Raw genomic sequence first — 20552 nt, forward strand, 5'->3', positions numbered from 1 at the left:
TCCGATCATGCCTCATGGGTGGCGGAGTCCACCGTCGCGGACCGGTCGGCCCGCTGGTTGTTGCGGTCGATCTCCGGCATGTGGGTCTCGGCCCAGACCCGCAGGGCCGCGAGCGGTTGTTCGAGGGACAGGCCGAGCCCGGTGAGCCGGTAGTGGACGGCGGGCGGCACGGTGGGTTCCACGCGGCGCGCGACCAGGCCGTCGCGGACGAGGCTCTGGAGCGTGACGGAGAGCATCTTCTGCGAGATGCCGGGGGCGCGGCGGCGCAGTTCCGCGAAGCGGATCTCGCCCGGGGCCTGCTCGGCCAGCACCTTGACCACCATCGACGTCCACTTGGTGCCGACACGGTCGAGCAATTGGCGGGTCGGGCAGAGCGGATCCAGCAGGTCACCGCGCACACCGCGCGTTCCCGTCCGCCGCTCGCGTCCGCCGGACCTCGACGTGGTCACCTGGGGCTCACCACCTGTAGGGAAAGTGCCGTCTTGGACCGACCAGGCTAGTTCCCTACCGTGAGGTTGTCACCATTCCTCACCGCCTCCCCACGCCTCCCCTCCCCTTCCCTCCCCTGGAGTCCCTCGTGCCCGAACTCCGACGCATCTCCGTCAACGGTGTCGAACTCAACGTCGCCCTCGCCGGTTCGGGGCCGGCCGTCCTGCTGCTGCACGGCTTTCCGCACACCTGGGAGCTGTGGACGGACGTCATCGCCGATCTGTCCGACCGCTACCGCGTCATCGCCCCGGATCTGCGCGGGTTCGGCGCGAGCAGTCATGCCGCGTCCGGGTTCGACGCGGGCACCATGGCCGAGGACGCTGCAGCGCTCCTCGGCGCGCTCGGTGTGTCCTCGGCCGCGGTGGTGGGCATCGACGCGGGCGCCCCGCCGGCGTTCCTCCTCGCCCTGCGCCGTCCCGGCCTCGTCCGCCGCCTGGTCGTCATGGAGTCCCTGCTCGGCCGACTGCCCGGCGCCGAGGACTTCCTCGCCGCCGGTCCGCCGTGGTGGTTCGGCTTCCACTCCGCCGCGCCCGGCCTGGCCGAGACCGTACTGGAAGGCAATGAGGCCGCCTACATCGACTGGTTCTTGGACGCAGGCACGCTCGGCGACGGGGTGCGCCCGGCCGTCCGGGACGCCTTCGTCCGCGCGTACACGGGCCGTGACACGTTGCGGCGCGCGTTCTCGTACTACCGGGCCCTGCCCGAGAGCGCGGTCCAGATCGACGAGGCCGTCACGACGACCCGCCTGACGGTGCCGACGATGGCGCTGGGCGCACAGCCCGTCGGCGCTGCCCTGGAACGCCAACTCCGCCCGGTCACCGACGATCTGACCGCACACCTCATCGCGGACTGCGGACACATCGTCCCGCTGCACCGGCCGGAGGCACTGCTCGCACTGCTGCGTCCGTTCCTGGCCGGTGGGGAGTCGTACGGCAACTGAACTCGCCGTCCAAAATGGCCCGTTGGGCGTTCAGGCCTGTGCCCGTGGGGCCCGGATCCCGTCGATGATCCGGGTCCAGTTGTCCTTGCCGTGTCCGTCCGCGATCGCGCGGAGGTAGTACGCCTGCACGGCGCGCGGAAGGGTGAGGTCGATCCCGGCGGTCTCGCTGGTGACGGCGATGTGGTCCGCGGTCGCGCCCATCATGGTCGCCGTGCTCAGGTGGCCGGGGTGCTCTCCGGCGTCGATCTGCGCGCCGACGTCCTCGCCCGCCTGGAGCATGGCCGGGATGCCGGACAGCGTCGACACCAGTTCCGGAACCGCCTCCGTCGCGGTGATCCCGGCCGAGCCCAGCAGCGCGGTGGCGTGCATCAGCGCCGACAGGCTCGTCAGGAACACGTCGAGGTGTGCCAGGTACATCAACTGCGCCAGACCGGCATCCTCGCCGAGGTGTCGCGGCGTCCCGATACGGCCCAGCGCCGGGCGGTGTGCTTCGAAAACCTCGGGCGGTCCGCTGTAGTACACGTGCGCCGCCTCGGTGCCCACCATCTCCGCGGGCACCATCACACCGCCGGCCAGGAACGTCGCTCCGTGCGAGGCTGCCCAGGCAGCGGCCTCGCGGGCACGGTCGGGGGTGTCCGAACTCAGGTTGACGAGCGTGCGGCCGGCCAGTGCCTCGGTCGCGCCGCCGAGGATGTCGTACATCGCCTGGTAGTCGGTGAGGCTGAGGATGACCAGTTCGCTCGCGGCGACCGCGTCGGCGGGCGAGGCGGCCAGGGTGGCGCCGTCGGCGACGAGGGCGTCGGCGCGGGCGGCCGTGCGGTTCCAGACGGTGACGGGGTGGCCGGCCGCGAGCAGCGTACGGACCATGGCCTGGCCCATCGGGCCGAGGCCGATCAGGGTGACGGGGGTGGCGCTCATGCCGCGGTTCCTTCCTCGGGGCGGGTGGCGGCGCGGGTGGTGGGACGTGGGGCGCGCAGGCTCTCGTAGATCCGCGCCAGCCCTTCCGGGCCGTGGCCCGCGGCGATCTGTCGACCGATCAGCTCCTGGACGGCGGCGATCGGGGTGGGATCGACGCCCTGGTCCGCGCTGGCCCGTACGAGGTGCGACAGGTCGGAGAAGTCCAGGCTCTGCTGGCCGGGGACGGTGTAGTCGCCGCCGTCGACGACCTCCGCGTACGCGGCGAGCCCGCGGGTCATGGCGGACAGGAACGGCGCCTGCCGGGCGGCGAATTCGGAGGCGCTCATGCCCGTGGTGGCGACCATCGCGGCACCGTGGAGGAAGCCCGCGAACATCTGGTACATCCCCGACAGCATCGCCAGGTCCACCAGCGACGCCCGTCCGGCGTCCTCGCCGTGGAACTCGCTCGTGGCCCAGATGTCGAGCATCGGGAGGACGGCATCGTAGGCCTTGCGCGAGCCGCTGTAGAAGATCTGGCCCTCACGGGTTCCGATCATGGTGGGCACGGCCATGACGGCGCCGTCGAGGTACGTGATGCCGAACTCGGCTGCCCAGGCGGCGAGTTGGCGGGACTCGTCCGGTGTGGTGGTCGTGACGTTGACGAGGGTGCGACCGCACAGCCGCTCGACGACCGGGCCGAGGGTGTCCCGGACGGAGGCGTACTTGAGCAGGCAGGCGACGACGACCGGGCTCGCCGCCACGGCCTCGCGGACCGAGCCCGCGACGTGGGCGCCGCGGGACTCCAGTTCCGCCGCGCGGCCGGGGGTTCGGTTCCAGACGGTCACGGAACGGCCGGCGTCGAGCAGCGCGGTCGCCAGCGCGCTGCCCATCGCGCCGAGGCCGAGCATGCTGATATCGGTCAACTGGGCTGGATTTCTGGTGGGTTCGGACACGACGACCATGCTGCGCGAGGCTGTATCGTCGCGGAAGTACCCACTATTTACTGCGGTACTTACCAATTTGTAAGTGTGTGGAGAGACGGGAGATTGCAGGTCATGGCGGACGCGCCTCGCAACGGCCCTTATGTCTGCGGCATCGACGCCGCGCTCGACGTCGTCAGCGGAAAGTGGAAGGGGCTCGTCCTTTGGGAGCTGCACGCGCACGGTGTTCGGCGTTTCTCCGAACTGCGCCGCGCGCTGTTGGGGGTGAGCGAGAAGATGCTGACCCAGCATCTGCGCCAGATGGAAGAGGACGGCCTCGTCCACCGCACGGTCTACGCACAGGTGCCGCCGAAGGTGGAGTACTCGCTGACGGAATCGGGCGCTGCACTCAACCAGGCGCTGCTCCCGCTGGGCGAGTGGGGCCTCGAGCGGATCCGCCGGGACCGCCTCGACGTCGTCGCGGAAACCGACGCCGCGGCGGCCGCGGCTCCCTGACCGTCAGACTTGGTAGCGGTCCGCGGCGAACAGGTGGAGGTTCTCCGCGACCCAGTCGGAGGTGCGGCGCAGCCCCTCGTCCAGGGCGACCTCCGGCTCCCAGCCGGCCCAGTCACGGGCGCGGGAGTTGTCGGAGAGCAGGCGGTGCACCTCGCTGCCCGAGGGGCGCAGCCGGTTCCGGTCGACGACGATCTCGGCGTCCCGGCCCGAGGCGTTGATCAGTGCCTTGGCGAGGTCGCCGATGGCGATCTCCTGGCCGGTGCCGAGGTTGACGCTGTGGCCGAGGGCCGCGTCGCAGGCGGCCAGCGCCAGGAAGCCGCGGGCGGTGTCGGTGACGTAGGTGAAGTCGCGTGTCGGGGTAAGGGAGCCGAGCTTGATCTGGCGTCGCCCGGCGTGCAGTTGGGCGAGGATGGTGGGGATGACGGCGCGGGCGGACTGCCGGGGGCCGTACGTGTTGAACGGGCGCACCACCGTCACCGGCAGCTCGAAGGCGTGCCAGTGCGACAGGGCCATCATGTCCGCGCCGATCTTCGAGGCGGAGTACGGGGACTGCGGCTGGAGCGGGTGCGCCTCGCTGATCGGGGCGGTGAGGGCGGTGCCGTAGACCTCGCTCGTGGAGGTGTGGACCAGGCGGCGCACCTGGTGGCGGCGGCAGGCTTCGGCCACGTTCTCGGTGCCGACGACGTTGGTCTGCACGTACGCGCCCGGTGAGTCGTAGCTGTACGGGATGCCGATGAGCGCGGCGAGGTGGAAGACCGTGTCGCAGCCCTCGACCGCGTCCATGACCCGGCCGGCGTCCCGGACGTCACCGGCGATCATCTCGACGGGGCCGTGGGAGGCGCCGAGGTAGGGAGCGAGGTTGCCCTTCTCGCCGTACGGCTTGTAGTGGACGAAGGCGCGGACCTTCGCCCCGCGTGCGACGAGGAGGTCGACGAGGGTGGAGCCGATGAACCCTTCGGCCCCGGTGACGAGGACGGTGCGGCCGGTCCAGTCGAAGTCGGTCGCAGCAGTGGTGGGGCGGGAGTTGGGGGTCATATGGCGATCTCCGTGTGGGACGTGGGAAGGGTGGGGTGGGTGAGGGGGTGGCCGGCCAGGCGCAGGACGTGCGCGGCCAGCAGGTCGGCCGCCTGCCCGTGCCGGCCGGGGTGTGCGGCGGCCGACATGGCCGCCAGGCGGGCCGGTTCGGCCAGCAGCGGCTCGACGAGGGCGGCCAGCCGGTCGGCGTCCGTCTCCGCGTCGGGCAGCAGGAGTCCCGCGCCGACGTCGGTGAGGACCCGCGCGTTGTGGGTCTGGTGGTCGCCCGGCGCGTAGGGGTAGGGCACGAGGACGGCGGGGGTGCGGGTGGCCGCGAGTTCGGCGACGGTCGCGGACCCGGCGCGGCAGACGGCCAGGTCGGCGGCCGCGTACGCCAGGTCCATGCGGTCGAGGTAGGGCACGGCGGTCGCCACCCGGTCCGCCCCGGTCTCGCCGAGCCGTCGGCGGACCTCGTCCAGAGCGGCGGGTCCGGTCTTGATCAGCAGGTGGACGCCGGGGCGGTCGCGCCAGTGCCTGGCGAGGTCGGCGGCGGCCGCGGTGAGGCGGGCGGCGCCGAGGCTGCCGCCGTTGACGAGCAGGAGCCGTCCGTGGGCGGGGACGCCCAGTGCCCGGCGGGCCTCGCCTCGCAGCCGGGGCCGGTCGAGCGCGGCGAGTTCCGAGGCGATCGGCATGCCCACCACGTCGGCGTGCCGGCTGCCCGCCAGGTGTGCCCGGCTCTCCTCGAAGGCCAGGGTGATCTGGTCGGTGAGCAGCGCGGCGAAGCGGTTGGCGCGGCCGGGCACCGCGTTGGACTCGTGGATGACGCTGGGCAGCCCGGCCATCCGCGCCCCGACGATCACCGGGGCGCTCGGGTAGCCGCCCATGCCGACCGCGACCTGTGCCCGCTGCGCCCGCAGGACCGACTTGGCCTGGGTGCCGGACTTGACCAGCGCGGCGGGCAGCAGAAACCGCCGTGCCCCGAGCGACGGGTCGAACGGGATCATGTCGACGGTGTGCAGGCGGTACCCGGCCTCCGGGATGAGCCGCGTCTCGAGCCCGCGTTCGGTGCCGACGAACGAGATCTCGGCGTCGGGCACGGCCCGCCGCAGCGCGTCCGCAAGCGCGAGCCCCGGATAGATGTGTCCGCCCGTGCCGCCCGCCCCGATCACCACCGAGAGCCGGCCATGGGATGTTCGCTGTGTCCTCATGGCCGACACACTGCTGACGCGCTCTAAGAACTTTCTAAGACCAGGTTTTGGCAGGCTGTGACCATGAAAGCGGCCGACGGGTGCACGAACGCACCGAGGGTTCTGGTGGTGGATGACGAGCCGGAGGTGCGGTACGCCGTCGAGGACGGACTCACCGTCGAGGGCTACGAGGTGCGCGGCGCGGAGGACGGCATCGCGGCGCTCTCCGCCCTCGCCGCCTGGGAGCCCGACGCCATGGTGCTCGACGTCATGCTCCCGGGCATGGACGGCCTCGCGGTCTGCCGTCGCCTGCGGGCGCTCGGCGACCGCACACCGGTCCTGGTGCTCACGGCGCTGGGCTCGGTGAGCGAGCGGGTGGACGGCCTGGAGGCGGGCGCCGACGACTACCTGGTCAAACCGTTCGCCCTTGACGAGCTGGTGGCACGGATCCGGGCGCTGCTGCGTCGCACGGCCGCGCCCGAGGAGTCGGCGTCGACGCTGGCCTTCGCCGACCTCGTCGTCGACCCGGCCAGCAGGAGCGGGCGGCGCGGGACACGTGTCATCGAGTTCAGCCGCACCGAGTTCTCCCTCCTCGAGCTGCTGCTGCGCCACCCGGGGCAGGTGCTCCCCCGCGAGACGATCATGGAGCGGGTGTGGGGCCGGGACTTCGGCCCCGACTCCAACTCCCTTGCCGTCTACGTCGGTTACCTGCGCCGCAAACTGGAGGCCGAAGGCGAACCGCGGCTCGTCCACACGGCGCACGGCGTCGGCTACCGGCTGGACCTGGCGTGAGCACACCACTCCTGTCCCCGTCGCAGCCGAAGCCGCACCCCAGGGGCGCGCGCCGTCACGCCCGTTGGATGCGCCGGCGCCCCCTGCGCACCCGGCTGACCCTCACCGCCTCCGCGGCCGTGGCCGCCGTCGCCATCGGACTGTGTGCCGGCAGCTTCGTGGTGATCCGCCATCAGCTGCTGCACCAGCTCGACCTGCACCTGACGCAGTCCGCGCGCCTCGCCACCCAGCAGTTCGGCCACGAGCCCTCGGGTGTGGTGCAGGGCGAGTGCCGCTACCTCGCCGCCCCGGCCTGCGCGCAGCTGGTCCCCGCGCGGCCGGCCGACGACCCCGCCAAGCCGTACCTGCTGCCGGTCACCCACTCCACGCGCGAGGTGGCGGCCGGCGACCGGGGGCCCTACTACAGCGAGCTGACGCTGGCCGGGCACCGGGCCAGGATGCTCACGACACCGCTGCCCGAGGGACGCGCGCTCCAGGTCGCGGTGCGGGCCGACACCGTGGACCGGGGTGTGCGCCAGGCCGCGCTGCTGCTCGGCGGCATGGGCGTGGCCGGTGTGCTGCTGGCCGGCGCGCTCGGTGCCTGGGTGTCCCGTACGGGACTCGCCCCCGTCGCCCGGCTCACCGCCACGGCCGAACGCATCACGGCCACGCGCGACGCCCGGCACCGCATCGAGCTGCCGCCGGAACGCGCGGGACAGGACGACGAGGTCACCCGCCTCGCCACCTCCTTCAACACCATGCTCGACGAGCTGGAGAAGTCCATCGGCGCGCAGCGCCGCCTGGTCGCCGACGCCTCCCACGAGCTGCGCACCCCGCTGACCGCGCTGCGCACCAACGCCGAGCTGCTCACGAGGAGTTCCCGTCTCAGCGACGCCCAGCGCGAGCGCGCGGCGGGCGCGCTGAGCCGCCAACTGCGCGAGGTCACCCTCCTGGTCAACGACCTGGTGGAGCTGGCCCGCAACGAGGAACCCGACCCGCTCATCGAGGAGGTCCGGCTCGCGGACATCGTGGCGCACACCGTCGAGACGGCACGCGGCCACTGGCCGGCCACCCCGCTCGACCTCTCGGTCTCCCCCGAGGCACGCACCGCCACAGTCGCCGGTGTGCCGGCTCGACTGGCACGGCTGCTGTCGAGCCTGCTGGACAACGCGGCCAAGTTCAGCCCGCCCGGCCGCCCCGTCGAAGTCACCCTCACCTCCGCATCGGCCACCTTGGAGCTGACCGTCCGCGACCACGGCCCCGGCATCTCCGGACAGGACCTGCCCTACGTCTTCGACCGCTTCTACCGCGCCCGCAGCGCCCGCGCGCTGCCCGGATCCGGCCTCGGCCTCGCCATGGCCCGCCAGATCGCCCTCGCCCACCACGCCGACCTCGTCGCCGAACCCGCGGCGGGCGGCGGCGCCCAGTTCCGCCTCACGATCCCGCACACCTCGTGACGTACGACGCCGGCCCGGCCGCGTCCGGCCGGCGGCGCGCAGCCGGACTCAGCCGATCCGCCACCGCTCCACGGCGTCCTCGTCCAGCTCGACGCCGAGTCCCGGCGCGTCCGGCACCCGCACACATCCGTCCGCGTCCACCCGGACCGGCTCGGCGAGCATGAAGTCGCGCCGTTCGGGGGTCCAACCCGGCGGGTCGAAGGGGAACTCGAAGTACGGGCCGCCGCCGACGCCCGCCGAGACATGCAGGTTCGCCAGCACACCGATGCCGTTGGTCCAGCTGTGCGGTGTGAAGTGGCGGTGCTTGAGCTGGGCCACCTCGGCCAGGGTGCGTGCGCGGTGCATGCCGACGGCCAGGACGACGTCCATCTGGTAGACGTCCAGCGCGTCCTCTTGGAGGTAGCGCAGCAGCTCGGTCGTCGAGTGGTGCATCTCCCCCGCCGCGATGCGCACGCCCGGGTTCTCCGCGCGCAGCCGCTTGAAGCCGTCGATGTCCGCGTACGGCAGCGGTTCCTCGACCCAGAACACGTCCAGTTCGGCGAGGCGCGCGACGGTCTTGCGGGTGCGTGCGAGGTCGGTCGCGTTCGCCGTGTCGCCGGCCATCCGCCAGGACTGGTTGAGGTCGACCATGATGTCGAAGTCCTCCCCCAGCTCCTCGCGCACCGCGCGTACGGCAGCGATCCCCTCGCCCACCCGGTCGCGGTCGATGCGTATCTTCATCGCCCTGAATCCGGCTTCACGCACCTTGAGGGCGGTGGCCACGCGCTCCTCGGGAGACTTCAGCTCGGCCGACGAGGCGTAGGCGGGCAGCCGCTTGGTGGCATTGCCGAACAGCTCGGACACGGGCCGGCCGTGCACCTTGCCGATGATGTCCCACAGGGCGGCTTCGAGCGGCCAGTAGTGGCCGCCGTGGAAGTTCGCCGTCTCGATCGCCTTCACGTGCCGGGAGATGTGCAGCGGGTCCTGGCCGATGAAGAGGTGTCGGAAGGCGTCGAAGCCGTCCATGGTGTCTCCCGAACCGATCCCGGTGACACCCTCGTCGGTGTGCACCCGCACGATGGTCGCGTCGAAGTGCCGCCGCGGGTCCGGGTCCCAGGCCGCGCGGAGCGGCGGGTCGAGTTCGAGCCGCAAGCGGTCGAGCGTGATGTCCGTGATCTTCATGGGTTGCTCCCTGGGGCGCGGCGCACCCCGGTGTGCGCGTAGATTGACACGCCGACATCGAGGTGAGTACGTGCTGGTGAATCAGGCTGCGAGGGCTGTCCGGTCGACCGTAGGCAGGGTCCTGACCAGGGGCAATGAATCCCGGCGGATCGCAATGCGGGTTGCGGTACGGACAACCGACAGGCACCTCGTCGCGGGCCGTCGTGGCTGACACTTCCGCGGCGGGCGCCCGGCGCCACGGCCTCTCCCGCGATCTGCGGCTGCTCGACGTGCTGGCCCTGCACGAGGCCGAGCACGGGCGGGGGCTCGGGGTGGTGGAACTCGCCGCGCGCTCGGGCCGGGAGAAGAGCCAGGTCTCGCGGGCGCTCAAGGCGCTCGCCGAGGAGGGCGTGGTCGAGCGCGACGCCGACACCATGGAGTACCGGCTCGGCTGGCGGCTGCTCTCCCTCGTGGCGCGCACCGCCGAGAACCGCCTGGTCCGGGTCGCGTCCCCGGTCATGCGCCGGCTCGCGGAGGAGGTCGAGGAGACATGTCATCTGTGTGTCCTCAGGGACGCCGAGGTACTGACCCTCCTGTCGGTCTCCGCGCACGACTTCCGCGCACACGGCTGGGAGGGCAAGGGTGTTCCGGCCGCGCGCACCTCCGCGGGGCGCGTGCTGCTGCTCGACGCGACGCCCGACGAACTGTATGTGCGGCTCGGCATGGGCGACCTGTCCGACGGTTTCGACGGCTCCCTCGTGCACACCGTCCAGGAGCTGTGGCAGCGCGTTCAGGAGGCCCGGCAGCGCGGGTTCGCCGAGGTACGCGAGGAGTTCGAGCCCGACCTGGTGGGTGTCTCGGCCCCGATCCGCGACTTTCGGGGCAGGGTCGTGGCCGCGTTGAACGTCGGCGCTCCCGCGGACCGGCTCGCCGGTCGCCTGCACCGCACCGGCCGGACCACCGTCGCCGCGGCGGACCGGGTCTCGGCGGCGCTGGGGTGGGAACGGCCGAAGCGGGTGCGTTAGGCACCAGTTGACGCCTGCCCCGTGCCCCGCACTTCCTCTCCACCCCGTGGTAACTTCCGTATACAAGTTGTATGCGATTCAGGTCCACGGTCCACGGGAGCTCACATGGCGACGTCCGGCAGGGAGAAGGCGTACGCCTACCTCAAGGGCACGGTGCTCACCGACCCGGAGATGCAGGGCGAGTTCCTCTCCGAGCAGGAGATCGCGGACCGCATCGGCGTCTCCCGCACCCCCATCCGCGAGGCCCTGCTGCTGCTCGCCGCCGAGGACCTGGTCGAGATGGTGCCCCGGCGCGGTGCGCGCGTCTCCCGGCTGACCGGGCGGCAGATCACCGAGCTGATGGAACTGCGCGGCATGGTGGAACGGTACGCGGCCGAGCAGGTCATCAAGGCGGACCGGGTGCCGCTCGACGAGCTGGGCGAACTCCTCGATCAGCAGCGCGGGTTGAGCGGACCCGACGACGCCAAGGAGTTCATCGCCATCGACCACCGCTTCCACGCGACGATCGTCTCGGCCGTCGGCAACGGCCTGCTGGACCGGCACTACGACGGGCTGCGCAGCCGCCAGGTGCGCGCGGGCGTCGTGGCGCTCTACAACCAGAGTGGCCGGCAGAAGTCGGTCATCGACGAGCACAAGTCGATCCTGGACGCGCTCGCGGCGGGTGACACCGAAGCGGTCGGCGCGGCGATCGACAGCCACCTGGAGTCGACGCTGAAGGTGCTGCTCGCCGGGTGACCGGAGGGGGCGGCCGGTGGGCCGCCCCCGGCCGCGTCACTTCGGGTACGTGATCCCCGCGTCGTCGCGCCCGAGCCGCCGGTTGGCAAGGACCGAGGTCTTCTCGCGCACCCGGTCGACCTCGGCGACGTCCAACTCCGCGACGATCAGGCCCGGTTCGGCGCCCAGGCTCTCCCGTACGGTGCCGTCAGGGCCGACGAGCATGCTGTGGCCGATGCCTGTCGGGGCGGTGCCCGAGGCGGTGATGCCGCTCGCCGCCGGGTCGGCCTGGCCCACGGCCGCGACCCACACCGTGGCGTCCAGGGCCCGCGCCCGTACGAGGAGTTCCCACTGCTCGCGCTTGCCGGGGCCCGCGCCCCAGGACGCGGGGAGCAGCGTGGCGACGGCGCCCGCGTCGGCGTGGGCCCGGAAGAGCTCGGGGAAGCGCACGTCGTAGCAGGTGGCGAGGCCGAGGCGGACACCGTCGACGTCGATGGTGACCACCCGCGTACCGGGGGCGACGGTGGCGGACTCGGCGAACCCGAAGGCATCGTAGAGGTGGATCTTGTCGTAGGTCGCTTCGACGCCCGGTCCTGTCGCGAGCAGGGTGTTGGTCACCCGCCCGTCGTCGGCCGGGGTGAACATTCCGGCGACGACGACGATGCCGGCCGCCTCGGCGATGGCCCGCAGCCGGTTCGCCCACGGTCCTTCGAGCGGCTCGGCGAGCGGGGCGAGCTTCGTGCCGAAACAGGCCATCGCCGCTTCGGGCAGGACGACGACGCGGGCGCCCGCGTCGGCCGCGCGCCGCGCCTGCTCCTCGATGAGGTCGAGGTTCTTGGCCGGGTCGGGCCCGGTGGTGAGCTGGCTCAGGGCGATGCGCATGAGGTGTCCCTTCCGATGAGGCGGTAGGTGTGACGGCTGATGAGGCGGTAGGTGTGACGGTTCAGGCGGTCGCCTGCGCGACCAGCTCCGCGTCCTCGTCCGTGGCCGCCTCCGCGTCGCGGCCCAGCAGGAGCCCGGTGACGGTCACGACCGCGGTGATGGCCACGTAGATCGCGAGCGGCACCCAGCTGTCGAACGAGCCGAGCAGCGCCGTGAACAGCAGCGGAGCGATCGCGCCACCGATCAGACCGGCCAGCGTATACGCGAGCGAGGACCCGGTGGAACGCAGCCGCGGCGAGAACTGCTCGGCGATGAACGCGGCCTGCGGGCCGTACATCAGCGAGTGCAGGACCAGCGCGACGATCACACCGAGGACCAGCAGGCCCCACGAGCCGCCGTCGACCATGCCGAAGAAGACGAACGGCCACACACCGGCACCGACGGCCGAACAGCCGTACAGCAGCCGCCGGTTGACGCGGTCGGACAGGGCGCCCGCGAGCGGGATCAGGACGATCTGCAGCGAGGAGCCGATCAGTACGGCGGCCAGTGCGGACCCCCGCGACATGTCCAGCTCGTCGGTGGCGTAGGTCAGCACGAACACGGTGAACAGCGCGTACAGCACGTCGGGGGCGACGCGGGAGAGGATCGCCGCGATCAGGGCGCGGGGTTGGCGGGTGAGCACCTCGCGCACCGGCGCCTCGGGGCGGGTCTGCTCGGCCTCCATCGCCTTGAAGACCGGGGTCTCCTCCAGCCTGGCGCGGATCCACAGGCCGAACCCGACGAGGACGCCGGAGATCAGGAAGGCGACGCGCCAGCCCCAGGAGAGGAACTGGTCCTCGGTCAGCAGCGCGCCGAGCGCGGCCAGGACGCCGTTGGCGAGGAGGTTGCCCGCGGGCGGTCCGACCTGTGCCGCCGAGGCGAAGAAGCCGCGCTTCTTCGGGTCGCCGAACTCGCTGGAGAGCAGCACGGCGCCGCCCCACTCGCCGCCGACGCCCACGCCCTGCGCGAAGCGCAGCACGACGAGCGCGATGGGCGCGGCGGCGCCGATGCTGCTGTGGGTGGGCAGCAGACCGATCAGGAACGTGGCCGCGCCGATCAGCACGAGCGTCGCGATCAGCACCTTCTTGCGGCCGATCACATCGCCGAGCCGCCCGAAGACGATGCCGCCGAGCGGGCGCGAGACGTAGCCGACGGCGTACGTCGAGAAGGCCAGCAGGGTGCCGGTGAGCGGGTCCTCCGAGGGGAAGAACAGGTCACCGAAGACCAGGGCCGACGCGGCGGAGTAGACCGCGAAGTCGTACCACTCCAGGGCGGTGCCGGTCAGGCTCGCGAAGAAGGCCCGGACGAGACCGGAGCGGTTCGGCGTGACGACCGGTGCGACGGCCGGGTCGCTTGGGGAGTCTTGCAGCATTTCGGTCCTCGGATCGGGGGACTTCGACGGTCGGGGTGGGCCGTCGACAGGCGGGGGCGATGTTCCGGGTGATGTCCGGGGCGATGTTCGGGGAGACATCGACCTTCCGGCATACTTCTTGTATACAGGTCGTATGCGCAAGCCCCGAACGGGAAATTAACCGCTTCGCAACCGTCCACCCTGCCCCCACGCCCCGGAGATTCCCATGACGCTGCTCACCTTCGAACTGCCCGACGGCTCCACCCGCGACGTGCATGTCACCCAGGTCCTCAACGCCGGCTACGCCGGGCGCAGCCAGGACGATGTCGCCGCGCACGTCGCCGAACTCGCCGAGCTCGGCGTGCCCGCGCCGACCACGACCCCGGCGCTGTATCCGATCTCCCCCTACCTCGCGCAGCAGACCGAGCGGGTCGCGGTGCAGCACGGGCGGACCTCGGGCGAGGCGGAGTGGGCGCTCGTCGTGACGGCGGACGGCGAGCTGCTGCTCACGGCCGCGTGCGACCACACGGACCGCGAGCTGGAGGTGCACGGCGTGGCCTGGAGCAAGAACGCGAGCCCGGACGTCCTGGCCAGGCGCGCCTGGCGTCTTTCGGACGTGGAGGGCCGCCTGGACGACCTGACGCTGCGCGCCTGGGTCACGGTGCGGGGCGAGGACATCCTGATCCAGGACGGCACGCTCGCGGAGCTGCTCACGCCGTCGTACTGGGCGGACGTGCTGCGCGGGCGCGGCGAGCTGCTCCCCGGCACGGTGCTGATCTCCGGCACCATCCCGATGGCCGAGGGCGTCGACCAGTTCGGCGACGCGTGGCGGGTGGAGCTGTCCGACCCGTCGACCGGTGACACCATCACGCTGGCCTACGCGGTGACACCGCTGCCGGTGCCGATCGGCTGAGCGAAGACATGAAGGCGAAGGTCGGGTGCGTCGCCCACGGCGTACGCACCCGACGGAACAACGGCTCGCTCAGTGGATGGCGGCGGTCAGCGCGTCGAGCGCGCTGTGCTGCCGGGCCGCGTCGGCCTTGTCGAAGGGGCCGTTCCAGTGGAATCCGTAGTAATTTCCGCTGCGATCAAGGGAGTTGAGCGCGTCGGCCTGGCGGTCGATGAAGGCGGAGTAGGGGTGGCCCGGAAGCGCGCGGTTCAGCGCGCCCAGGCCGCGCATGTACGCGCCCTTGAAGGACGGGCCGTCGGCACCGCCGTCCGTGTCGTCGTCATTGGGCTCGGAGAGGATCCCGTCGGGCGCGAGCAGCGGCGAGGCCGCGACCGCGTCCGCGATCTTGCGGCCCTGCGCGAGGACGGCGTTGGATCCCGTGGCCTTGTGGAGCTCGACGAGGCCGCCGAGGATGACGCCCTGGTTGTACGTCCACGTGGTCGACTCGCCCGTGTTGACGCACGCGTCGTTGAGGCCGTCGTTGATGAGGTTGTCCTTGTTGATGAGCTTCTTCGCCTTGAACCAGCTCCAGACGCTCTGCGCCCGCCCCAGGTACGTCGAGTCGCCGTCGAGGCGGTTGTGGATGCCCGCGGAGAGGGTGATGAACAGTTCGTTGGTGATGCTGTTCTTGTATTTGTGCTCGTAGTTCCACCACACCCCGCCGCCGCAGGTGTCGTCGTGGTGCTTCCACATGTGGTCGGCGTCGGCGACCGCGGTGTCGAGGAAGCGCTTCTCGCCGGTGAGGTCGTACGCCCGCAGCCAGGCCAGGCCCCACCAGCCGGTGTCGTCGAGGTACTCGTTGCGGAACTGCCCGTCCTTGGCGTCGACGTTCTTCTCGTAGATCCGGTCGGCGATCTTCTTGATGTCGTGGCCGCCCGTGTCGCCGGGCGCCTGCCAGAAGTCGAGGAGCGCCTGCAGGTCGTTGGCGTTGTTCCACCAGCCGGTGCTCTCGAAGGCGCCGGTGTCCTGGTTCCACCAGGTCATCAGGCCGCCCACGGCGTCCACCGCGTCCTGGTGCCGGTCGGCGCGCGGGGCGGCGGTGGCGGGGCCCGCGGCCAGCAGGCTCAGGCCGAGGGTGGCGGCGGTCAGGAGGAGGGAGAGCCTTCTTGTACGGGTGCGCATCGTGCGGTCCCTTCGGAGAGGCGGAACTGACCGGCGCCCGAAGCTCTCTGACATCGTTGTCAAAGCGCGATCCGGTCACTCGGTGCTCCGAGAACGTAACCGGGCGCCATTTTCACCGTCAACCCTGGTGCGACACACGGCACTTGTACCGACGGGCCGCTCGGCGCATCCGCCCGAAGTCGCTCCGCTGCCTACGTTCGGATAATTGTGGCCGCACGCCCGTAGCCACTCGGCCGTCCGGGCCCGCCGCTCGGCCGACGCGCGGGCCCGGACGGTTTCCGTAGCGTCGACGGCATGAGAAACACTCTGCCGGCGGTGGGGCTGTTCTTCCTCGCGCCGCTGGTCGGGGAAGCGCTCCTCGGCGCCACCTCCCTCGACGCCCTGGCACTGCTGCCGGTCCTCGCCCTCCTCTACGGCAGCGGGGCCCTGCTCATCCGCGAGCTCGTCCGCAGAACCGGGCGCGGCTGGGGTTCGGTCCTGCTGCTCGGCGCCGCGTACGCCCTGCTCGAAGAGGGCCTGCTGGACCAGATGCTGTTCAACGCCGACTACTCCGGCAACTACGACATGGTCACCGTGACGCCGATCCCGCTGGTCGGCACCGGCGCCTACGGCCTGATCTCCGTCCTGGCCGTGCACGCGCTGTGGAGCATCACCGTGCCGATCGCGCTCATGGAGGCCCTCGTCCCGGACCGCGCGGCACGTCCGTGGCTCGGCCGGACCGGGCTCACCGTCACGGCGGTGCTGCTCGCACTGGGGATCGTGGTCGTCGGCTGGGGCAGCTACGACGAGAGCGGCTTCATGGCCCCGTGGCCACTGCTGGCCGGCACGGCCGCCGTGGTGGCCGCGCTGGTGGCCACCGCGTTCCTGATCCCCCGCCCGCGCGCCGGGATCGAGTCCCGCGGCGCGCCCCGTCCGCTGTTCGTCGCCGTCGCCTCATGCGCGGCCACCAGCGCGTTCTGGCTGGTGCTTCAGCCGAGCTGGGTGGGCGTGGCCGCCGCGCTGGCGATCGCGGTCGCGGCCGCGGGGATCGTCCACTACTGGGCACGCGCGGGTGACTGGGCCCCCACCCACATCTTCGCCCTGGCCGCGGGTGCCACGCTGACCTACGCCTGGGTCGGCTTCGGCCAGACCCCGGACCAGGGCTCGGGCGGCACCGTCAACCTCGTCGGTCACATCCTGCTGTCCTTCGCCGCCGTCGCGCTTCTCTGTGTCGGGGCGCGACGAATGGGTACCCACTCCGCCCGAGCGGCCCGAATGGCCGTGTCCGAACGGAAGACGCAGCATGGGTGATGTCGTCGGTTTGCCCGGTGTGTGTCGTTCCGGATGCGGCTCGCACACCACCGGCGCCGCGTCGTAGAGCGAACCCGTCGAAAGGCACGCGCAGCTCATGAGTGACGAGACAGCCAAAGCGACCACCACGGATGCCGGCGTTCCGGTCGAAAGCGATGAGCACTCGCTCACGGTCGGCGCCGGCGGCCCGATCCTCCTGCAGGACTCCTATCTGATCGAGCAGATGGCGCAGTTCAACCGGGAGCGGATCCCGGAGCGGCAGCCGCATGCCAAGGGCAGCGGCGCCTTCGGCCACTTCCAGGTCACCGCGGACGTCAGTCCCTACACGAAGGCCGCCGTGTTCCAGCCGGGGACGCGGACCGAGCTGGTGACCCGGTTCTCCACGGTCGCGGGCGAGCGCGGGAGCCCGGACACCTGGCGCGACCCCCGCGGGTTCGCGGTGAAGTTCTACACCTCCGAGGGCAACTACGACATGGTCGGGAACAACACCCCGGTCTTCTTCATCAAGGACCCGATGAAGTTCCAGCACTTCATCCGGTCCCAGAAGCGCCGCGCGGACAACAATCTCCGCGACCACGACATGCAGTGGGACTTCTGGACGCTCTCGCCCGAATCCGCGCACCAGGTCACCTGGTTGATGGGCGACCGCGGTATCCCCCGCACCTGGCGTCACATGAACGGCTACACGTCGCACACCTACATGTGGATCAACGCCCAGGGCGAGCGGTTCTGGGTGAAGTACCACTTCAAGACCGATCAGGGCATCGAGTGCTTCACCCAGCACGAGGCGGACCAGATGGCCGCGGCGGACACGGACTATCACACGCGGGATCTCTTCGAGCACATCCGCGACGGGGAGTTCCCGAGCTGGACGCTGTACGTGCAGGTCATGCCCTACGACGACGCGGCGGCGTACCGCTTCAACCCGTTCGACCTCACCAAGGTGTGGCCGCACGCCGACTACCCGCTGGTCGAGGTCGGCAGGATGACGCTGGACCGCAACCCGACGGACAACCACGCGGAGATCGAGCAGGCCGCGTTCCAGCCGAACAACCTGGTCCCCGGCATCGGCCCGAGCCCCGACCGGATGCTGCTCGGCCGGCTGTTCTCGTACGCCGACGCGCACCGTCACCGCATCGGCGGCAACTACCAGCAGCTGCCCGTCAACGCGCCGGTAGCGCCCCTGCGCACGTACTCCAAGGACGGGGCCATGGCGTACCGGAAGACGCAGGACCCGGTGTACGCGCCGAACTCCAAGGGCGGCCCGGCGGCCGACACCGACCGCTACGGCACGCCTCCCAGCTGGTACGCGGACGGTGACATCACCCGCGCCGCCTACGTCGACCACGCGGAGGACGACGACTGGGGTCAGGCGGGCACCATGGTGCGCGAGGTGCTCGACGACGCCGCGCGCGACCGGCTCGTAGACAACGTCGTCGGTCATCTGCTCAACGACGTGAGCGAGCCGGTCCTCGAGCGGGCCTTCGAGTACTGGTCGAACATCGACCGGTCCATCGGCCAACGCATCAAGCAGGGGGTGCGGGCCAAGGCCGACGAGAAGGACCCCAAGGCGTCGGAGCAGGCCAACCCGGCGCGCAGCAGCATGCAGGACAAGGCCTGAGCGAACCCGCCGGGCGGGGGCCGCTCCCCCGCCCGGCGGGCACGACCGTGCGCATCGGTGGACCTGATTGCACGGTTCCCGGAGTCGGGTCGTAATCTGCGGTCGTGAACGAGAAGGACAACGCGAGGGTGACGGCACCCGTCCGCGACATCGACATCGACATCGAAAAGGCGGTCGGTGTGCTGCGCGGCGGCGGCCTCGTCGCCCTCCCGACCGAAACCGTATACGGCCTGGGCGCCGACGCCGAGGACCCCGCCGCCGTCGCACGCATCTTCCAGACCAAGGGTCGGCCGCCCAACCATCCGCTGATCGTCCACATCGGCGGCGCCGAGCACCTGGCCGACTGGGCCGAGGAAGTGCCCGAGGCGGCGCGCCTGCTCGCGGAGCGCTTCTGGCCGGGGCCCCTCACGCTGGTCCTGCGGCGCGGTGGGCGGGTGCCGCTCGACACCACCGGCGGGCTGGAGACGGTGGCCCTGCGCGTGCCCGACCACCCCGTCGCGCTGGAGCTGCTGAACGCCTTCGGCGGCGGCATCGCGGCCCCGTCCGCCAACCGGTTCGGCTCGGTCAGCCCCACCACCGCCGAGCACGTGCGCTCCGAACTCGGTGACGGCGTGGACTTCGTGCTCGACGGCGGTCCCTGCGAGGTCGGCGTCGAGTCGACCATCGTCGACGCCACGAGCGAGTCGCTGAGCATTCTGCGGCCCGGCGGAGTCACGCGCGAGGAGCTCGAAGAGGCGCTGGGGCGCCCCCTCGACGTCCCTTCCACCAGCGAGGTGCGCGTGCCGGGTCAGCATCCCTCGCACTACGCGCCGAACGCGCGCGTCGTCCTCGTGGAGCCCGAAGAGATCGTCGCGGAGACGGGCCGCGCACACGAACTCGGCCACCGGGTGGGCGTGTTCGTGCCGTCCGCCCTCGCCGACGCTCCGGTGCAGGCGCACGCCGTGGTCGCCGTCCCCGCGTCGCTGGACGCCTATGCGCGCGGCCTCTACGGCTATCTGCGCGAACTCGACCAGCAGGGCTGCGACCTTATCCTCGTGTCGCTGCCGGCGCCGGAGGGCATGGGCCTCGCGATCGCCAACCGGCTGCGCCGCGCGGCCGGGCCCCGGCCCGCGTAGCGGCGCTCAGCCGGCGGCGAGGAGCTGGAGCGTGTCGATCACGCGGTTCGAGAAGCCCCACTCGTTGTCGTACCAGGCGACCACCTTGATGTGGCGGCCGTCGACGCGGGTGAGGGCCGAATCGAAGATCGACGAGGCGGGGTTGCCGACGATGTCGGAGGACACGAGCGGGTCCTCGGAGTACTCGATGATGCCGGCGAGCGGGCCCTCGGCCGCGGCGCGGTAGGCGGCCAGCACCTCGTCGCGTGTCACGTCGCGGGCGACGGTCGTGTTGAGTTCGACGATCGAGCCCACCGGTACGGGGACGCGGATCGAGTCGCCCGACAGCTTGCCTTCGAGGTTCGGCAGGACCAGGCCGATCGCCTTGGCGGCGCCGGTGGTGGTCGGCACGATGTTGACCCCGGCGGCGCGGGCGCGGCGGGCGTCGCGGTGCGGGCCGTCCTGCAGGTTCTGCTCCTGCGTGTAGGCGTGCACCGTCGTCATGAACCCGTGCTCGATCCCGGCGAGTTCGTCGAGTACCGAGGCCAGCGGGGCGAGCGCGTTGGTGGTGCAGGAGGCGTTCGAGACGATCGTGTGCACGGCCGGGTCGTAGGCCTCGGTGTTGACCCCGTACGCGAGCGTGACATCGGCGCCGTCCGACGGGGCGCTGACGAGTACCTTCTTCGCGCCCGCGTCGAGGTGGGCGCGGGCCGCCTTGGCCGAGGTGAAGCGGCCGGTGGCCTCCAGGACGAGGTCGACGCCGAGTTCGGCCCACGGCAGCTGCGCCGGTTCGCGCTCGGCGAGCACCTTGATCCGCCGGCCGTCGACGACGAGGGTGTCCTCTTCGGCGGTGACCGGGCGTCCGAGCCGGCCCGCCGTGCTGTCGAAGGCGAGCAGCCGGGCGAGCGTGGCGGGCTCGGTGAGGTCGTTGACGGCGACGACCTCGAGGTCGCTGTCGCGCTCCAGCAGGGCGCGCAGCACATTACGGCCGATGCGGCCGAATCCGTTGATGGCGATGCGAGTCATGAATGGTGTCCCTTCCGTTCACCACCAGGCTCGCTCGCGGTCCGCGGCACTGCCAGTGGCGGAATCGCCACGCTTCAAAAGGATGCCGCCAAAAGGATCCCGCCGGCC

The 20552-nt window shown here is 71.5% G+C and carries 20 protein-coding genes; 10 read left to right on the plus strand and 10 right to left on the minus strand.

The features are described from left to right. Positions 1–5: 5 nt before the first annotated feature. A complete protein-coding gene (locus tag ACIRHA_RS35670) occupies positions 6–449 on the minus strand; it encodes a winged helix-turn-helix transcriptional regulator (protein WP_403854497.1) in 444 nt (147 codons plus the stop codon). A gap of 128 nt (positions 450–577) precedes the next feature. On the opposite strand from ACIRHA_RS35670, the gene ACIRHA_RS35675 reads away from it, so the two are divergent. After that, the gene (locus tag ACIRHA_RS35675) at positions 578–1429 is read left to right on the plus strand and encodes an alpha/beta fold hydrolase (RefSeq protein WP_403854499.1); all 852 of its coding nucleotides are present in this window, start codon (positions 578–580) and stop codon (positions 1427–1429) included. 30 nt (positions 1430–1459) lie between these two features. On the opposite strand, the gene ACIRHA_RS35680 is transcribed toward ACIRHA_RS35675, so the two are convergent. Both ACIRHA_RS35680 and ACIRHA_RS35685 read right to left on the minus strand, forming a co-directional pair. After that, positions 1460–2347: an NAD(P)-dependent oxidoreductase gene (locus tag ACIRHA_RS35680; RefSeq protein WP_403854502.1), complete on the minus strand. Its 888-nt coding sequence runs from the start codon at positions 2345–2347 to the stop codon at positions 1460–1462. After that, positions 2344–3279, minus strand: coding sequence for an NAD(P)-dependent oxidoreductase (locus ACIRHA_RS35685; RefSeq protein WP_403854505.1), 936 nt, complete (start codon positions 3277–3279; stop codon positions 2344–2346). Before ACIRHA_RS35685 ends, ACIRHA_RS35680 begins: the two co-directional genes overlap by 4 nt. Before the next feature lie 102 nt (positions 3280–3381). Here ACIRHA_RS35685 and ACIRHA_RS35690 point away from each other — a divergent pair, with 102 nt between their 5' ends. After that, positions 3382–3762 (plus strand): winged helix-turn-helix transcriptional regulator, encoded by a 381-nt coding sequence (locus ACIRHA_RS35690; RefSeq protein WP_403854508.1) that lies wholly within the window; start codon positions 3382–3384, stop codon positions 3760–3762. Positions 3763–3765: 3 nt separating this feature from the next. Here ACIRHA_RS35690 and ACIRHA_RS35695 read toward each other — a convergent pair whose 3' ends face one another. Together ACIRHA_RS35695 and ACIRHA_RS35700 are read right to left on the minus strand one after the other, a co-directional pair. Then, on the minus strand, positions 3766–4797 hold the full coding sequence (locus tag ACIRHA_RS35695) for a GDP-mannose 4,6-dehydratase (protein ID WP_403854511.1): 1032 nt from the start codon (positions 4795–4797) through the stop codon (positions 3766–3768). After that, positions 4794–5984, minus strand: a complete 1191-nt coding sequence (locus ACIRHA_RS35700; protein ID WP_403854514.1) for a UDP-N-acetylglucosamine--N-acetylmuramyl-(pentapeptide) pyrophosphoryl-undecaprenol N-acetylglucosamine transferase — start codon at positions 5982–5984, stop codon at positions 4794–4796. Before ACIRHA_RS35700 ends, ACIRHA_RS35695 begins: the two co-directional genes overlap by 4 nt. Positions 5985–6047: 63 nt before the next feature. Between ACIRHA_RS35700 and ACIRHA_RS35705 the strand changes: the two genes are divergently transcribed. Then, positions 6048–6755: a response regulator transcription factor gene (locus tag ACIRHA_RS35705; RefSeq protein ID WP_403854517.1), complete on the plus strand. Its 708-nt coding sequence runs from the start codon at positions 6048–6050 to the stop codon at positions 6753–6755. Positions 6756–6823: 68 nt separating this feature from the next. Next, complete coding sequence (locus ACIRHA_RS35710; protein WP_403854948.1) at positions 6824–8191, plus strand: sensor histidine kinase; 1368 nt, start codon at positions 6824–6826, stop codon at positions 8189–8191. 48 nt (positions 8192–8239) lie between these two features. On the opposite strand, the gene ACIRHA_RS35715 is transcribed toward ACIRHA_RS35710, so the two are convergent. After that, the gene (locus ACIRHA_RS35715; RefSeq protein WP_403854520.1) at positions 8240–9352 is read right to left on the minus strand and encodes a mandelate racemase/muconate lactonizing enzyme family protein; all 1113 of its coding nucleotides are present in this window, start codon (positions 9350–9352) and stop codon (positions 8240–8242) included. A gap of 203 nt (positions 9353–9555) precedes the next feature. Here ACIRHA_RS35715 and ACIRHA_RS35720 point away from each other — a divergent pair, with 203 nt between their 5' ends. Further along, entirely contained in the window at positions 9556–10356 is an 801-nt protein-coding gene (locus ACIRHA_RS35720; protein ID WP_403854523.1) for an IclR family transcriptional regulator, read from the plus strand. 105 nt (positions 10357–10461) lie between these two features. Beyond that, on the plus strand, positions 10462–11091 hold the full coding sequence (locus tag ACIRHA_RS35725) for a GntR family transcriptional regulator (protein ID WP_403854526.1): 630 nt from the start codon (positions 10462–10464) through the stop codon (positions 11089–11091). A gap of 36 nt (positions 11092–11127) precedes the next feature. Here the strand turns inward: ACIRHA_RS35725 and ACIRHA_RS35730 are convergent, their stop codons facing one another. Beyond that, the gene (locus tag ACIRHA_RS35730; protein WP_403854529.1) at positions 11128–11952 is read right to left on the minus strand and encodes a carbon-nitrogen hydrolase family protein; all 825 of its coding nucleotides are present in this window, start codon (positions 11950–11952) and stop codon (positions 11128–11130) included. Between the two features lie 61 nt (positions 11953–12013). Continuing rightward, positions 12014–13363, minus strand: coding sequence for an MFS transporter (locus tag ACIRHA_RS35735; RefSeq protein WP_403854532.1), 1350 nt, complete (start codon positions 13361–13363; stop codon positions 12014–12016). A gap of 205 nt (positions 13364–13568) precedes the next feature. On the opposite strand from ACIRHA_RS35735, the gene ACIRHA_RS35740 reads away from it, so the two are divergent. After that, positions 13569–14255: a DUF2848 domain-containing protein gene (locus tag ACIRHA_RS35740; protein ID WP_403854535.1), complete on the plus strand. Its 687-nt coding sequence runs from the start codon at positions 13569–13571 to the stop codon at positions 14253–14255. A 69-nt stretch (positions 14256–14324) separates the two neighbouring features. Here ACIRHA_RS35740 and ACIRHA_RS35745 read toward each other — a convergent pair whose 3' ends face one another. After that, the gene (locus ACIRHA_RS35745; protein ID WP_403854538.1) at positions 14325–15413 is read right to left on the minus strand and encodes a glycoside hydrolase family 76 protein; all 1089 of its coding nucleotides are present in this window, start codon (positions 15411–15413) and stop codon (positions 14325–14327) included. A 294-nt stretch (positions 15414–15707) separates the two neighbouring features. On the opposite strand from ACIRHA_RS35745, the gene ACIRHA_RS35750 reads away from it, so the two are divergent. The 3 genes from ACIRHA_RS35750 (at position 15708) to ACIRHA_RS35760 (ending at position 19439) form a co-directional block, all read left to right on the plus strand. Continuing rightward, positions 15708–16703, plus strand: coding sequence for a DUF998 domain-containing protein (locus ACIRHA_RS35750; RefSeq protein ID WP_403854541.1), 996 nt, complete (start codon positions 15708–15710; stop codon positions 16701–16703). Positions 16704–16800: 97 nt separating this feature from the next. Next, positions 16801–18324 carry a catalase gene (locus tag ACIRHA_RS35755; RefSeq protein ID WP_403854544.1) on the plus strand — a complete coding sequence of 508 codons (1524 nt, stop codon included), beginning with the start codon at positions 16801–16803 and terminating at the stop codon, positions 18322–18324. Positions 18325–18473: 149 nt separating this feature from the next. Next, positions 18474–19439: an L-threonylcarbamoyladenylate synthase gene (locus ACIRHA_RS35760; RefSeq protein WP_403854950.1), complete on the plus strand. Its 966-nt coding sequence runs from the start codon at positions 18474–18476 to the stop codon at positions 19437–19439. Positions 19440–19445: 6 nt separating this feature from the next. On the opposite strand, the gene gap is transcribed toward ACIRHA_RS35760, so the two are convergent. Beyond that, a complete protein-coding gene (gap, locus tag ACIRHA_RS35765) occupies positions 19446–20444 on the minus strand; it encodes a type I glyceraldehyde-3-phosphate dehydrogenase (RefSeq protein ID WP_403854547.1) in 999 nt (332 codons plus the stop codon). Positions 20445–20552: the final 108 nt, after the last annotated feature.

Origin of the sequence: Streptomyces sp. NPDC102360 (assembly GCF_044766085.1) — a bacterium.
Lineage (GTDB): Bacteria > Actinomycetota > Actinomycetes > Streptomycetales > Streptomycetaceae > Streptomyces.

Bases quoted from the DNA above. Each gene is read 5' to 3' on its own strand.
- ACIRHA_RS35690 (WP_403854508.1), top strand. From the start codon at position 3,382: ATGGCGGACGCGCCTCGCAACGGCCCTTATGTCTGCGGCATCGACGCC.
- ACIRHA_RS35745 (WP_403854538.1), bottom strand. From the start codon at position 15,413: ATGCGCACCCGTACAAGAAGGCTCTCCCTCCTCCTGACCGCCGCCACC.
- ACIRHA_RS35750 (WP_403854541.1), top strand. From the start codon at position 15,708: ATGAGAAACACTCTGCCGGCGGTGGGGCTGTTCTTCCTCGCGCCGCTG.
- ACIRHA_RS35705 (WP_403854517.1), top strand. From the start codon at position 6,048: ATGAAAGCGGCCGACGGGTGCACGAACGCACCGAGGGTTCTGGTGGTG.
- ACIRHA_RS35730 (WP_403854529.1), bottom strand. From the start codon at position 11,952: ATGCGCATCGCCCTGAGCCAGCTCACCACCGGGCCCGACCCGGCCAAG.
- ACIRHA_RS35710 (WP_403854948.1), top strand. From the start codon at position 6,824: ATGCGCCGGCGCCCCCTGCGCACCCGGCTGACCCTCACCGCCTCCGCG.
- ACIRHA_RS35715 (WP_403854520.1), bottom strand. From the start codon at position 9,352: ATGAAGATCACGGACATCACGCTCGACCGCTTGCGGCTCGAACTCGAC.
- ACIRHA_RS35740 (WP_403854535.1), top strand. From the start codon at position 13,569: ATGACGCTGCTCACCTTCGAACTGCCCGACGGCTCCACCCGCGACGTG.
- ACIRHA_RS35735 (WP_403854532.1), bottom strand. From the start codon at position 13,363: ATGCTGCAAGACTCCCCAAGCGACCCGGCCGTCGCACCGGTCGTCACG.
- ACIRHA_RS35695 (WP_403854511.1), bottom strand. From the start codon at position 4,797: ATGACCCCCAACTCCCGCCCCACCACTGCTGCGACCGACTTCGACTGG.
- ACIRHA_RS35725 (WP_403854526.1), top strand. From the start codon at position 10,462: ATGGCGACGTCCGGCAGGGAGAAGGCGTACGCCTACCTCAAGGGCACG.
- ACIRHA_RS35700 (WP_403854514.1), bottom strand. From the start codon at position 5,984: ATGAGGACACAGCGAACATCCCATGGCCGGCTCTCGGTGGTGATCGGG.
- gap (WP_403854547.1), bottom strand. From the start codon at position 20,444: ATGACTCGCATCGCCATCAACGGATTCGGCCGCATCGGCCGTAATGTG.
- ACIRHA_RS35680 (WP_403854502.1), bottom strand. From the start codon at position 2,347: ATGAGCGCCACCCCCGTCACCCTGATCGGCCTCGGCCCGATGGGCCAG.
- ACIRHA_RS35755 (WP_403854544.1), top strand. From the start codon at position 16,801: ATGAGTGACGAGACAGCCAAAGCGACCACCACGGATGCCGGCGTTCCG.